Origin of the sequence: Commensalibacter papalotli (ex Botero et al. 2024), assembly GCF_947179115.1 — a bacterium.
Classification (GTDB): Bacteria; Pseudomonadota; Alphaproteobacteria; order Acetobacterales; family Acetobacteraceae; genus Commensalibacter; species Commensalibacter papalotli.
The window spans coordinates 246,458-259,713 of the sequence record NZ_CAMXCI010000001.1; the positions used below are offsets into that span (position 1 = coordinate 246,458).

Annotated in this window: 12 protein-coding genes; 9 read left to right on the forward strand and 3 right to left on the reverse strand. The window is 36.6% G+C overall.

The features are described 5' to 3' along the window. The first annotated feature begins 13 nt into the window (after positions 1-13). The 5 genes from QMN76_RS01135 to recO all read left to right on the forward strand — a co-directional run bounded on the left by QMN76_RS01135 (position 14) and on the right by recO (position 5,249). Entirely contained in the window at positions 14-403 is a 390-nt protein-coding gene (locus tag QMN76_RS01135) for an OmpA family protein (protein WP_034337380.1), read from the forward strand. A gap of 12 nt (positions 404-415) precedes the next feature. After that, a complete protein-coding gene (recQ, locus tag QMN76_RS01140; protein WP_282023133.1) occupies positions 416-2,251 on the forward strand; it encodes a DNA helicase RecQ in 1,836 nt (611 codons plus the stop codon). Between the two features lie 415 nt (positions 2,252-2,666). Beyond that, a complete protein-coding gene (rpsB, locus tag QMN76_RS01145; RefSeq protein ID WP_034337377.1) occupies positions 2,667-3,455 on the forward strand; it encodes a 30S ribosomal protein S2 in 789 nt (262 codons plus the stop codon). A gap of 118 nt (positions 3,456-3,573) precedes the next feature. Beyond that, positions 3,574-4,479, forward strand: coding sequence for a translation elongation factor Ts (gene tsf / locus QMN76_RS01150; RefSeq protein ID WP_034337374.1), 906 nt, complete (start codon positions 3,574-3,576; stop codon positions 4,477-4,479). Positions 4,480-4,508: 29 nt separating this feature from the next. After that, the gene (recO, locus tag QMN76_RS01155) at positions 4,509-5,249 is read left to right on the forward strand and encodes a DNA repair protein RecO (protein ID WP_282023131.1); all 741 of its coding nucleotides are present in this window, start codon (positions 4,509-4,511) and stop codon (positions 5,247-5,249) included. 32 nt (positions 5,250-5,281) lie between these two features. On the opposite strand, the gene QMN76_RS01160 is transcribed toward recO, so the two are convergent. After that, positions 5,282-7,396, reverse strand: coding sequence for an FUSC family protein (locus QMN76_RS01160; protein ID WP_282065612.1), 2,115 nt, complete (start codon positions 7,394-7,396; stop codon positions 5,282-5,284). Between the two features lie 123 nt (positions 7,397-7,519). On the opposite strand from QMN76_RS01160, the gene QMN76_RS01165 reads away from it, so the two are divergent. From QMN76_RS01165 to QMN76_RS01180, 4 genes are all read left to right on the forward strand, one after another. Then, complete coding sequence (locus QMN76_RS01165; RefSeq protein ID WP_282065613.1) at positions 7,520-8,608, forward strand: aldose epimerase family protein; 1,089 nt, start codon at positions 7,520-7,522, stop codon at positions 8,606-8,608. Positions 8,609-8,687: 79 nt separating this feature from the next. Further along, complete coding sequence (locus QMN76_RS01170; RefSeq protein ID WP_282065615.1) at positions 8,688-9,170, forward strand: kinase inhibitor; 483 nt, start codon at positions 8,688-8,690, stop codon at positions 9,168-9,170. 65 nt (positions 9,171-9,235) lie between these two features. After that, a complete protein-coding gene (locus QMN76_RS01175; protein WP_282065617.1) occupies positions 9,236-10,066 on the forward strand; it encodes a hypothetical protein in 831 nt (276 codons plus the stop codon). A gap of 51 nt (positions 10,067-10,117) precedes the next feature. Continuing rightward, positions 10,118-11,023 carry an alpha/beta hydrolase gene (locus QMN76_RS01180; protein WP_282065619.1) on the forward strand — a complete coding sequence of 302 codons (906 nt, stop codon included), beginning with the start codon at positions 10,118-10,120 and terminating at the stop codon, positions 11,021-11,023. A gap of 27 nt (positions 11,024-11,050) precedes the next feature. Here the strand turns inward: QMN76_RS01180 and galK are convergent, their stop codons facing one another. After that, complete coding sequence (galK, locus tag QMN76_RS01185; protein ID WP_282065620.1) at positions 11,051-12,202, reverse strand: galactokinase; 1,152 nt, start codon at positions 12,200-12,202, stop codon at positions 11,051-11,053. Positions 12,203-12,206: 4 nt separating this feature from the next. Further along, the gene (galT, locus tag QMN76_RS01190; RefSeq protein WP_282065622.1) at positions 12,207-13,247 is read right to left on the reverse strand and encodes a galactose-1-phosphate uridylyltransferase; all 1,041 of its coding nucleotides are present in this window, start codon (positions 13,245-13,247) and stop codon (positions 12,207-12,209) included. Positions 13,248-13,256: the final 9 nt, after the last annotated feature.

Consider the following 13,256-nt stretch of genomic DNA (forward strand, 5'->3'; position numbering starts at 1 on the left):
TAAGGAAAATTAAATGCGTCGTTTTTTACCAATTATATTTGGCTCTTTTATGCTGGCGGCTTGTTCACAACCATCAAATTTAACACCTAATAATGATAGAACTTATGTGGTGTTTTTTCCATTTGCTTCCAGTGAATTGGATGATGCTGCAATGACAACAATTGATCAAGCAGTAAGATATGCAAAAAGCTTTCCAGAGAAAAAAGTTTATGTAGAGGGATATGCAGCAGTTTATGGTGATTTATCCTTGGATGAAATGATGGCTGCTCAACGCACACAAGCAGTTGCACAACAAATCGTTTCCGAGGGTATTGATAAAAGTCGTGTTGATGACAAAGCACAACAACCAGAACAAAGACAAAGCCAAATTGCAGCGCGTCGCGTTGAAATTGAAGTTAAATAACTGATCTGATTTATGATATTACCTTCTTTATTAAATGACGAAGATTCAATAAGGAAGGGTATCACCCCCCAAGGGGTTCTGGAACATGTTTTCGGATATGAACATTTCAGAGGTTTACAACAACAAGCCATTGATTTTGTTATGCAAGGTCAAGATGTGCTGTTGTTAATGCCGACAGGGGGTGGAAAAAGCATTTGTTATCAAATCCCATCTTTATGCAGAGCAGGTATGGGGTTAATTATTTCCCCACTTATCGCATTAATGAACGATCAAGTCGCTGCCTTACGCCAGCTGGGTATTAATGCAGGAGCTTTACACTCAGAACTAGAACCTCAAGAAGCGACGACTATTCGTCAAGATATGCTCAGTGGATCACTTGATATGCTCTATATTTCACCAGAACGATTGCTTTCTGATGAAATGTTACGATTTTTAAAGAAAATCCCATTATCATTAATCGCTATTGATGAGGCGCATTGCGTTTCAGTGTGGGGGCATGATTTTCGCCCTGAATATCGATTAATGACAAATTTATCCAAAGAATTTCCAGGCGTTCCCAGAATTGCTTTAACAGCAACAGCAGATCCAACGACCAAGCAAGATATTATTGTTTCTTTGGGTATGCCAGATGTTCAAATCTTACAGGCTAGTTTTCATCGAACTAATTTATTCATTAGAGCAATACCTAAGGAAGGTGAAACAAAGCAGCTTTTAACGATTTTACAAAAACATTCAGAAGAAGCCTGTATTATTTATTGTGGTAGCCGTAATAAAGCAGAGCGCATTGCGGCTATGCTTGTTGATCGTGGCTTTACGGCTTTGGCGTATCATGCAGGCTTATCTGCTCTTGAAAAACGAACGGTATTGTTGCGATTTCGCTCAGGAGAGCCTGTTATCATTGTGGCTACGATTGCTTTTGGTATGGGAATTGATCGCCCTGATGTAAGATTGGTCGTGCATTTGGATATGCCCAAAGGACCAGAGCACTATTACCAACAAATTGGCCGTGCGGGCAGGGATGGTGATCCAGCAGAAACTGTATTGCTCTATGGGGGTGAGGATATAGTTAAGGCTCGTTATTGGTTAGAACAATCCAACAGTAATGAAGAACAAAAAAGAATTGCTAGGTCAAGATTAAATACCATGATCGCATTCGCTGAGACAACAGATTGTCGAACACAGATTTTACTGCGTTGTTTCGGTGAAGAGTTACAAGAACCTTGTGGTCATTGTGATAATTGTAAGTATCCTGTTTCTTTGTTTAATGGTACGGTTGCCGCACAAAAAGTGTTATCAGCGGTTTATAGAACTGGCCAACGTTTTGGTGCTATACACATTATTAATGTTTTAAGAGGAAAAAAGAGTGATCATATTGATAATTATCAACATGATCAGTTGCCTGTATTTGGTATTGGTAAAGATAAACCCAATCAGTTTTGGCGTGCTGTCATCCGACAATTAATGGCCAAAGATGCATTAAGGCAAGGGGCAGAACATTCTAACTTGTTTCTTAATCAAGACAAAGCGTTGCCACTTTTAAAAGGCAACGAACAGCTTTACTTAAGAGAGGATATTGTTCAGGTTCGCTCTGAGAAAACGCATGCTTATCCACAGCAAATAGAACTTTCTCAAGAACAGCAACATATCTTTGATCAATTGAAATTGTGGCGTTTATCTGAGGCCAGAGAGCAAGAAGTTCCTCCTTATATCATTTTTCATGATGCGGTTTTACGAGAAATAGCAATAACGTGCCCTCAGAATATAGAAGCATTGAAAAATGTAAAAGGAATTGGAGACAGTAAAATTGAACGTTACGGTCAGATTTTGTTGGAGTATATTCACCGTTAAGGAAATCTTATATATTCTTAGACTATGGATATGATTTATTAGCGAGCTCATTCATTTTAAAGTTAACTTTTTAATTCGTGTTATTGATGTAATTTTCGTTTGTATTGTGGTGTTCATGGTGAACTAAGTGTTACAAATCTTGGAAATACCATTGTTGGCTATTTAGATTATCTTTGTTTTGCATGAGTTGATTATTACGTTTTTTTAAAAATAAAATTTAGAAGGAATATATTATTAATGATGCAGATTATTCTTCATATCTTTAAATAATTACTTGATTTTTTTCGGAAATTCTTTCATATAAACTCTATCGAAATTGCTCGATAAATTCACACGTAAAGTCTTTGCCACTGGTGCCTGAAATATGGATCGGCGCTTTACGGAGGTTTAACCAGAAAGAAAGGATGCACGTCAAATGGCGATGCCACATTTTACCCTACGTCAATTATTAGAAGCTGGTGTTCATTTTGGACATCATACCCGTCGTTGGAACCCAAAAATGGCTCCATTTTTGTTTGGGGTTCGTAACCAGGTTCATATCATCGATTTGCAACAAACCGTTCCTATGTTGGATCGCGCATTGAATGCTGTTCGTGATACCGTTGCTAATGGTGGACGTGTTCTTTTTGTTGGAACAAAACGTACAGCAGCAGAAAGCGTTGCTGAAACTGCAAAACGTTGTGGTCAATATTATGTTAATCACCGCTGGTTGGGCGGAATGTTAACCAACTGGAAAACTATTACTAATTCCATTAAACGTTTACGTCATGTAGAAGAAACCCTTGATGGCGATACAGCAGGTTTAACAAAGAAAGAAGTTCTACAATTAACACGTGAGCGTGAAAAATTGGAACGTTCTTTGGGCGGTATTAAAGAAATGGGAGGTCTTCCAGACATTCTTTTCATTATTGATACAAACAAAGAAAAACTAGCTGTTCAAGAAGCAAATAAACTGGGTATTCCTGTTGTTGCTGTTTTGGATAGTAACTCTGATCCAGCAGGAATTACCTATCCTGTTCCTGGAAATGATGATGCATTACGCTCTATCAATCTTTACTGTGAGCTTGTAGCTGGTGCTGTTTTAGATGGTATTTCTGCTGAACTAGGTGCTTCAGGTCAAGATCTTGGTGCTTCAGAAGAACTGCCTCCTGAAGTAATGATGGAAACAGTTTCTATTGAAGAAACATCTGAAATCCCAGCTTAATTATCATAGTTATCAAAACTTGATTTGATATAGACAAAACCAATAACTTTGTCTGAATAGTGATAAGTGGGCGTCTCGAACTATCGGGACGCCTCTGCATTTAAAAAAGAGGAAAAATATGGCACAAATTACAGCTGCGTTAGTCAAAGAACTGCGCGAAAAAACCGGTGCTGGTATGATGGATTGTAAAAAAGCACTGAATGAAACTGCTGGAAATGTTGAAGAAGCAATTGACTGGTTACGTACTAAAGGTCTTGCTACTGCGGCTAAGAAATCAGGTCGTGTTGCGGCTGAAGGTCTTGTTGGTGTTGCAACTGCAGGTAACAAAGCAGCCATCGTGGAAATCAATGCTGAAACAGACTTTGTTGCGCGTAACGAACAGTTTCAACAATTTGTTGAAGATGCAGCAAAAGTTGCATTAACAACAGGGAATGACGTCGAAGCATTAAAAAATGCAACCATGGATAATGGTAAAACTGTTGCTGAGAACTTAACTTCTTTGATTGCGACTATTGGCGAAAACATGACCATTCGTCGCGTAAGCGTTCTCGAAGTTGGCTCTGGTGTTGTTGCAAGTTATGTTCATTCTGCACTTCGTCCAACTGTTGGTAAAATTGCGGTATTGGTTGCTCTTGAAGCACCATCAGCATCTGCTGATCTTGAAGACCTAGGTCGTAAAATCGGAATGCAAGTTGCTGCTGTTCGTCCAATTGCATTGCGTATTGAAGAAGTATCTTCTGAAGAATTAGAGCGTGAAAAAGCGATCTTTGTAGAACAAGCTCGTGCTTCTGGTAAACCAGATAATATCATTGAAAAAATGATTGATGGTCGTATCCGCAAATTCTATGAAGAAGTCGTGTTACTTGAACAAACTTGGATTCATGACGGCGAAAGTAAAGTTAAAGCTGTTGTTGAGAAAAGTGGTTCTAAGCTAGTTGTTTTCGAACGCTTCCACCTTGGTGAAGGCATTGAAAAAGAAGAAACAGATTTTGCTGCTGAAGTTGCTCAGGCTGCTAAAGGCTAATCTGACGATAAAGGGAGGAGAAGTTATTCATGCTTGAATGGTCTTCTCCTTCTATTATCCTAAGCACACGGTATTATGGCGAGATCGATGGAATTGTCAGTGTTCTGTCCTTAGATCATGGATTATATCGTGGCGTAGTGAGAGCAATGGGGGCTCGTAAAAATTCCTCAGTCTGGCAAATGGGTAATTTTATTGCAGCAGAGTGGTCTGCAAGGTTACAAGATCAGCTTGGTCATTTCAAAGGCGAGCTTGTCAGAGCTAATTTTGCTTCTTTGGCATCATTTCCTTTTGCTTTTTCCATTTTATCTTCGATATGTGCCGTTGCTGAGGGCAGTTTAATTGAAAGACAGTCTGTACCTGATATTGCACGTTTATTATTTAAGATATTGACGTTTCTGACACTAGATCCTCAGGAAGCCGAAGAAAAAGCCTTGTCTCAACTTCTTCGATGGGAAGTCATGCTGTTGGCAGAGTTGGGATATGGTTTGGATTTTTCTGTTTGTAAGGAATATGGAACGGGTATTTCTTATTGGGTTTCCCCTAAAACAGGAAAAGTCGTAACAGAAGAAATGGCAGGAGAGTGGAAGCCTCGTTTATTACCTTTGCCTGCTTTGTTTATTGATGATCAGAACCAAGGAAATTTACAAGATTGGCATGACGGGTTACGCTTAACTGGTTACTTTTTAGAAAAGCATATTTTTTATTTAAAGAACAAACCTTTGCCAAATGCTAGAGGATTATTGCTTGAAAAAATCAAAAGTCAGCTTTGAATTTTCATAATACTGAGAAGTAAATTTTGATTTTATAATTTAAAATATTTTTTTTGAGACAATGAAAATAGTTTTATGAATTTTTTATAACTGTTTAATTGGCTCTTGATTATACAAATAGAAGATAAAATTGGTAATAGAGTTTGCTTTAGATAAGCGTTTTCATCTTTGACAAGAAATTCTTTAAATCTTTGATAATCTTTATCTATAGATTGTGTATTCAATAGCTTAGGAAGAATATGAATTTGATATAATAAAGAGTTAAGGATATTTTTTAATTCAACAGGAAGATTTTTCTCTTGTTGCAAGAAAATGCGTATTTGAATAATTTGAACGCCTGTCAAAATAATGGATTGTGCTCCGTAAAAGTAAATATTCTGATTTTCTTTTGGTAGGTTTTTGGTATCGTCAATAAGGTAAACAAGATTACTGATTTGTTGATCAATCCATTTTTGTGTTGAAGGTAAAATATATTTATTGGGAAGATTGCTCAAATTTAAAATCATTTGTTTACAGGTAAAGCAATATTCTTTTGTGTCATTAATGGGAAAAATCAAACGGCACATTAACCAAGTAAAAATAATGGCGCAGATCAAAGCTAGGCAAAGATTAAAATATGTTATTTCGTTAATACGACTTTGATTATTATAGCTGATTAATACAGAAAATAAAAAATTATAAGCAATACCAGTCAGTGCTATTGCTGGGTTACAAGATGCTAAACCAGCAATAAACATAAAAGGTAGAACAATAATGGTTAATATTTCAAAATTGCTGACAGGTGGGATTAATATAAAATTGATCAAAAAAATGCTTAATATGGCATATACAGCACCATTTAAATAATGCTTAGCTGCTTTTGCTGGGCGATCCGCAATTGAGGTAATCGCACAGATAATCGCAACATACATGACGAATAACATTCCGTTACTCCATGCTGTAACCTGCCATATAATCGATGCTAAAATAATAGAGATAAATACACGCAGCCCATTGCTGAGTGATTTTCTCAAATTTCTATAGGTGTTAATTCGATAGTTATAATAGGTTGCTTTTTTACTTTTTGTATGATTGTTAAGTTGAATAAACATATATTCTAAATGAGATAAAGAATCATAAACAATAGATAACTCCGCAAACAATAATTCTTCTTTTGAAATAGTTTTATCCTGCAAATTGAGCAAAAATTCTGCAGTTTTAAGAAGTTGTTTGTATATATTATTTCTAACTTCTTTAATTCTTTTTAATGTGTCGTTAACGTTGGTATTGCTTTTTATTAAATCAGGTAATTCTGTAAAAAAAATAGCTGCTTTTTTTGGTAAATCTTGAATAGTGTTGTTTGTATTTCTGGTTGGAGCTAGTTTTTGTAAACAAAAAGTTTTAAATAAAATGTTATTAGCGATTGCCAATATCATTCTGCCATGTGCCCCAAGATGACTGTGTGGAGCAATTGCCATGTCTGTAAATTCAGATTGTTGATTAAGTTTATAAAAAATAGAAAAAATATTTTTATTATCTTCTAAGATAGAAATATTTCCTTTGAAAAAGCTTGATAAAACAAAGCAAGTTTTACTGATGGCTTGATCTAGATTGTCTTGTAACCATTGTATTTGTATCGTTCTTTGACCTCCTACACAAATAGAAGTCGCAGTCTTTTGAAGAATAATAGCGAGAATAATATAGGAGGCTCTGGCCATAGCAATATCAAAAGCTTGATTAGGATTAGGAATGGCATCAATAGCAATCAAAGCATATGTAAAAGCAGAAACGCGCATCCCATGAACGCGATAGTTATTAAGGAGCGTTGCCAAAAAGCAGCATAACGATACCCAAAAAGCAAGCGTGATCATAAATAAGGATGCTTGTTGAGGGAAAATCACGACCGACGTTACTGCGGCGATTGTTCCCAAGATTGTACCAAACAAATGCCAACGAGATTTTGCATTGCTTTCTTCTGGGGTTAAAAGGGATACCATCCATACAGTTAAGGGAGCCCAAAAAGGAGAGCTCATCTCCATCCATAAAGCAATATATAGAGCAACAATAGAGGTAACTCCTGTTCTACATGCAAATCCCAATGCAGGTTTGCTGGGTGCATATAACCACTGCCATTTTTTTAAATTGATAACGGGCAAGAATAATTTCATATGTTAAAGTTTAAATAGATATTGATCACTTTATTGTGATGTAAATTATATAACAGTAATTAGCAAAGCTGAGTCATAATTAATCTATTCTATAACGATAGTGGAAACAAAGGATAAATTATCATGGCTCGCGGTCAATTTTCTATTCAGGAACAAGAATATGGTAAAACCAGTGGTGGTGAGATTGTTAAAGAATTTACACTCAGAAATGCCAAAGGTATAGAAGTCAAATTTCTCACATTTGGGGGTGCAATTACTTCTTTGTTAATTCCTGATAATAAGGGACATTTTGAAAATGTCGTTCTAGGATTCTCAACACTAGAGCAATATGAGAATGATCCTGGCCCTAGGCCTTATTTTGGCGCATTGATAGGTCGTTATGGTAATCGTATTGCAGGTAAATTTTCTCTCGAAGGTAAAAGCTATAATTTATCACTAAATGAGAATTCTAATTGTTTACATGGTGGTAAAATAGGTTTTGATAAACGTGTTTGGCAGGCAGAAATTTTACCTCAAGATGATCAACAAGTTTCTGTATCTCTATCGTTACTTAGTGAGGATGGAGATCAAGGTTTTCCAGGAAATTTATCCGTTCGTGTCATTTACAGTTTAAATAACAATGATGAATTTACCATTCATTACCAAGCACAAACTGATAAAACAACTGTCGTTAATTTAACAAATCATAGCTATATTAATTTGTCAGGTGAGGGGAATGGCTCTATTGAAAATCATACTCTTCAATTATTCTGTAGTCATTATACGCCAGTAGATCAAAATATGATACCGACTGGTGAAATTGCACCTGTTGCCAATACCCCGATGGATTTCAGAGCATCAACTCATATTGGCACCAATATTCGTGATAATTTTGAACAGCTATACAGAGCAATTGGATATGATCATAACTGGGTTGTTGATGGTAAGGTTAGTAAAGAAGTAAGACCTGCCGCTAAATTAGTTCATGCTGCCAGTGGCAGAAAATTAGATCTATATACAACGTTACCAGGAATGCAGGTATATACAGGAAACGCGTTGAAAGGTAATTTAAAAGGATATTCTGGTAAAGCTTATCGTCAGTGTGAAGGTATTGCTTTTGAACCTCAATATTATCCAGACAGTCCTAATCAACCGAATTTTCCTTCGACAATATTAAAACCAGGTGAAGTTTACGATCAAAAAACAGTTTATCATTTTTCTGTTGTGGAATAATTCTCAAAGATAATTCTGATTAAATCATGAGGTTTATGATAAGATTTTATGTCATAAAGTTTATGAAAAGGATCGGACAATGTTTAAATTATGGAGTAATTCTTATAAAGAAGGTGATACTATGCCAAAAGCACAACGCTTTAATGGCATGGGCCAAGACGGAGATAATTTATCGCCTTCTTTGTTTTGGGAAAATGCACCCAAAGGCACTAAAAGTTTTGTCATAACAATGTTTGATCCAGATGCACCAACGGGATCAGGATGGTGGCATTGGGTGGTTGCAAATATTCCAGCAACGGTAACTCACCTTGACGAAGGTGCATCTTCCAAAAAAATGCCAGAGGGTTCCATACAAATTCGTAATGATTTTAGTTTTTATGAATATGGCGGTGCTGCACCACCTCCTGGGGTCAAACATCGTTATATTATAACGATCCATGCAATGGATGTTGAAAAACTCGATATCACCAAAGATGTATCCCCAGCATTTGTTGGCTTTAATACGCATTTTCACTCTTTGGGTTCAGCACAATTAACGTGTTTTGTTGAAACAGAAAAGTAAGTTTTTATGGCGATAAAGTTCCTTAATTTAAAGAACTTTATCTTATTTAATCTGGGAGTATGAGAATGAGTAAAACTAAACAGCAATGTGGAATTATCATGCCTATTTCAACCATTGATGGTTGTCATGAATCCCATTGGTCAGAAGTTTTATCTATTTTAAAAGAGGTTATCGAAAGTTCTGGACTAAAAGGGGATGTTGTCAGTTATGCGGATGAGGTAGGAATCATTCAAAAACGTATCATTGATAATTTATATCATAATCCCATTATAATTTGTGATGTGAGTGGTAAAAACCCGAATGTTATGTTTGAGCTTGGAATGCGGTTGGCCTTTGATAAACCAACCATTATTATCAAAGATGATTGCACGTCTTATTCTTTTGATACGTCACCCATTGAGCATTTAGAATATCCCAGAGATTTAAATTATATCAAAATTAATGCGTTTAAAGAACGATTGGTAGGTAAGATTAAAACTCAATTAGAAGCGATTAATAAAAAGGGTGCTTATAGTCCATTTTTAAAGCATTTCGGAGAATTTACAGTTGCTAAATTAGATCAAAAGGAAGTGTCTGGGCAGGATTATATTGTCGAGCAGTTGGGAGAAATAAGTAAAAAAATTGGCACGCTGGAGCGTGGATTTTCAACGGATAGAATTTTAACACAATCTATATCTAAATACTCCGCATCATGTATCAAAGCAAAAAAAGTATCTGATAAAGACTTGTTACGTTTAATTACGGAATTAGAGAGTCTTGGTATCCGTGTATCTGATGTAAAAAGTAGAAGAGATGGTCAACAAGATTTATGTTTTAGTTCATTTATGTATGATCCTAGCGTTATTGATTTAATAGTTGATTCTATATTAATAATTATTGAAAAAGAAAAAAAATAAAATTAAGTATATTATTTTTAGCAAGTATAAATTATTCAGAGTTATTTTTGTATGAACCGTCGTCAATTTTTAATAGGATGTGTAACTGCCAGTATGCTATTAGGCATCAAGCCAGTATTTGCTGCCAAGTTGCAATATACAGAAAAGACTATTCGGTTATGGCCTGGAACGCCTCCTGGTGGTGGTGGGCCTGTTGGTGAAATGACACTGTCTATGAATGGATCGGTCAGTAATGTTAGGGTTCCAACCTTAACCATTATGACACCCCCAAGTCCTAATGGTCATGGCGTTCTGATCGCAGGTGGAGGAGGATATAAACGCATAGCTATACGCTTAGAATCTCGCCCAGCAGCAGAGTGGCTGGTAGCACGTGGATATACGGCATATATATTGACGTATCGTTTGCCCGATGAGGGGTGGAAAGCAGATGCTTTGGCACCGTTACAAGATGCACAACGTGCTATACGTATCATGAAGCAACGTGAAAAAAAAGTAAGTCTTCTTGGGTTTTCTTCGGGGGGGCATTTAATGGGAATGGCGGCGGTAAAATCTAAATTTCAATCTTATGAACCTCAAGATGAGGTAGATAGTTTGCCAGCTACTGTTGATAAAGCTGCATTAATTTATCCAGTCATTACCATTGAAAAACCTTATGATACGACCTCATCTCATCATGTTTTGGTCGGCAGAAAAGCTTCTGATGAGAAAAATGCAGAGTGGTCAATTCAAAATTATGTAACACCTCATTCTCCACCATTCTTTTTAGTACAAGCAGAAAATGATCCTGTTGTTTCCCCACAAAATACTTTAATTATGAAGGAAATTTGTGACAGAAATCACGTGCCAGTCACAATGTATCGTTATCCTAAAGGCGGACATGGATTTGCTCTTGGAAAACCTAACACGCCTGCTTCGGAATGGCCTTCACATTATGAATTATGGTTACAGGATAAGTAAGATCTTATCCTGTCTGATTTAAAAGAGTTATACAGAAACTTTTCCTGCTCCATTCATGGCATGACAAATATAAAAGCTTTCTCTTAAACCTGTTTGTGCGTAATATTCTTTCTCAACAACTTTTCTAATAGGCTCTATCATATCATGAGGGGCAAGGGCCACAACACATCCTCCAAAGCCACCTCCAGTCATACGGACACCACCTTTATTACCTAAGACTGATTTTACTATATCAACCAAGGCATCAACCGCTGGTGCTGTAATTTCAAAATCATCTTTCATTGAGAGATGACCAGCTTGCATTAGCTCTCCTAATTTTGTGATATTATTTTCACTTAAAGCCTTGGCGGCTTCCAGAGTACGGGTATTTTCAGTGATAATATGCTTGGCACGACGATATACAACATTGCTCATTTTTGTTTTATGCTGTTCGAGTAATTCAATAGTTGCGTCACGTAATTTAGGAACATTTAAAATTTGTGCTGCCTCTTCACATTGTTGACGGCGCAAATTATATTCACTGTCTACCAAGCCATGTTTAACATTGCTGTTAATAATCACGACAGACAGATTGGTTGGCATTGAAATGGATTGTGTTTCAAGGTTACGGCAATCAATCAATAAAGCATGATCTTTTTCCCCAAGTGTAGAGATAAACTGATCCATAATTCCACAATTCATACCAACGAATTTATTTTCTGCCTTTTGACAAATTTTAGCTAAAACTTTGGGATCAATAGGAAGATGATAAAGGGTTTTAATCGTGGTCGCAATGGATACTTCTAGCGCTGCGGAAGAGCTTAACCCTGCGCCTAAAGGAACGTTTCCATGAATAATTAAATCTATTCCAGTAAAGTCAGAGTGGAGTTCTTGAACATATTTAAAAACGCCCCTGACATAATTTGCCCAACCTTGCTCGGATTTATTAATAGGTTTACTGAGATCAAAATTATCTTTTCCATCAAAATCTACAGCAATAATATTAACTTGATGATCAGTTCTTTTCTTGCTGGCAATAAAAGTGCTGTAGTTGATCGCACAAGGCAAGACAAAACCATCATTATAATCTGTATGTTCACCAATTAAGTTAACACGCCCTGGGGCTTGAATAACAAGTTCCGCAGGATATCCATAATGGGTTTGAAACTGTGATAAAGTTTCTTGGATCATTTTTTGCATTCAATTAAACCTCTTTATAATGGATGTTGCTTAAGACGCGTAACCGCTCGGCTGCCTGTTCTGCTGTAATATCACGCTGAGCTTGAGCCAACATTTCATAACCTACTAAGAATTTCTTAGTTGATGCAGAGCGTAATAAAGGGGGATAAAAATGGGCATGAAGTTGCCAATGTTCTTTGGGATCGTCAGTGAAAGGAGCACCATGCCATCCCATTGAATAAGGGAAAGAACAATTGAATAAATTATCATATTTTGTTGTAAGAGTTTTTAAAATAACGGCTAAATCGGCTTGTTGCTCTGAGGTAAGTTCGTTAAGACGGTGTACAATTGTTTTAGGTAATAGCAGAATCTCGAATGGCCAAATAGCCCAATATGGCACTAATGCAACCCAAAATTCTGTTTCAACGACAATGCGCTCTTGGAGTTGTAATTCTTTTCGCACATAATCCATTAACAAAGAAGAATTATGTTTTTTGTAATAATTGGCTTGGCAGGTATCTTCTTTACGGATTTCATTGGGAATAAAATTGCCGCTCCAGATTTGTCCATGAGGGTGAGGGTTGGAACATCCCATCATGGCACCTTTATTTTCAAAAAGCTGCACCCACTTATAAACTTTACCCAGCTCGTTTAATTGTTCAATCCAAGTTTTGATAATATCTTGAATCGATGATACAGGAAGTTCGGGAAGTGTTTTGCTGTGATCAGGGGAAAAACAAATAACCCGACATGTGCCTTGAACACTCTCTATTTTAAATAAAGGATCATCAAGATGTTGATATTTCGGTGCATCAGGCAGCAAGGCTGCGAAATCGTTATTAAAAACATAAGTTGATTGATAATCGGGATTAATATCACCCGTGATTCGTTTGTTTCCTGCACATAAAAAACAATCTGGATCATGGTGAATAGCTTCTTTATGAACAGGGGGTTCTGTTTGCCCCTGCCAGGGTCTTTTTGCGCGGTGAGGAGACACCAATACCCACTCATCTGTTAATGGATTATAGCGTTGATGAGGATGATCAACGGGATTAAATATGGGCATTAGAAATCT

What these genes read in the sequence shown, in the direction of transcription:
- recQ (WP_282023133.1), top strand. Translation starts at nt 416, where the DNA reads ATGATATTACCTTCTTTATTAAATGACGAAGATTCAATAAGGAAGGGT.
- QMN76_RS01170 (WP_282065615.1), top strand. Translation starts at nt 8,688, where the DNA reads ATGTTTAAATTATGGAGTAATTCTTATAAAGAAGGTGATACTATGCCA.
- rpsB (WP_034337377.1), top strand. Translation starts at nt 2,667, where the DNA reads ATGGCGATGCCACATTTTACCCTACGTCAATTATTAGAAGCTGGTGTT.
- recO (WP_282023131.1), top strand. Translation starts at nt 4,509, where the DNA reads ATGCTTGAATGGTCTTCTCCTTCTATTATCCTAAGCACACGGTATTAT.
- tsf (WP_034337374.1), top strand. Translation starts at nt 3,574, where the DNA reads ATGGCACAAATTACAGCTGCGTTAGTCAAAGAACTGCGCGAAAAAACC.
- galT (WP_282065622.1), bottom strand. Translation starts at nt 13,247, where the DNA reads ATGCCCATATTTAATCCCGTTGATCATCCTCATCAACGCTATAATCCA.
- QMN76_RS01175 (WP_282065617.1), top strand. Translation starts at nt 9,236, where the DNA reads ATGAGTAAAACTAAACAGCAATGTGGAATTATCATGCCTATTTCAACC.
- QMN76_RS01165 (WP_282065613.1), top strand. Translation starts at nt 7,520, where the DNA reads ATGGCTCGCGGTCAATTTTCTATTCAGGAACAAGAATATGGTAAAACC.
- QMN76_RS01135 (WP_034337380.1), top strand. Translation starts at nt 14, where the DNA reads ATGCGTCGTTTTTTACCAATTATATTTGGCTCTTTTATGCTGGCGGCT.
- galK (WP_282065620.1), bottom strand. Translation starts at nt 12,202, where the DNA reads ATGCAAAAAATGATCCAAGAAACTTTATCACAGTTTCAAACCCATTAT.
- QMN76_RS01160 (WP_282065612.1), bottom strand. Translation starts at nt 7,396, where the DNA reads ATGAAATTATTCTTGCCCGTTATCAATTTAAAAAAATGGCAGTGGTTA.
- QMN76_RS01180 (WP_282065619.1), top strand. Translation starts at nt 10,118, where the DNA reads ATGAACCGTCGTCAATTTTTAATAGGATGTGTAACTGCCAGTATGCTA.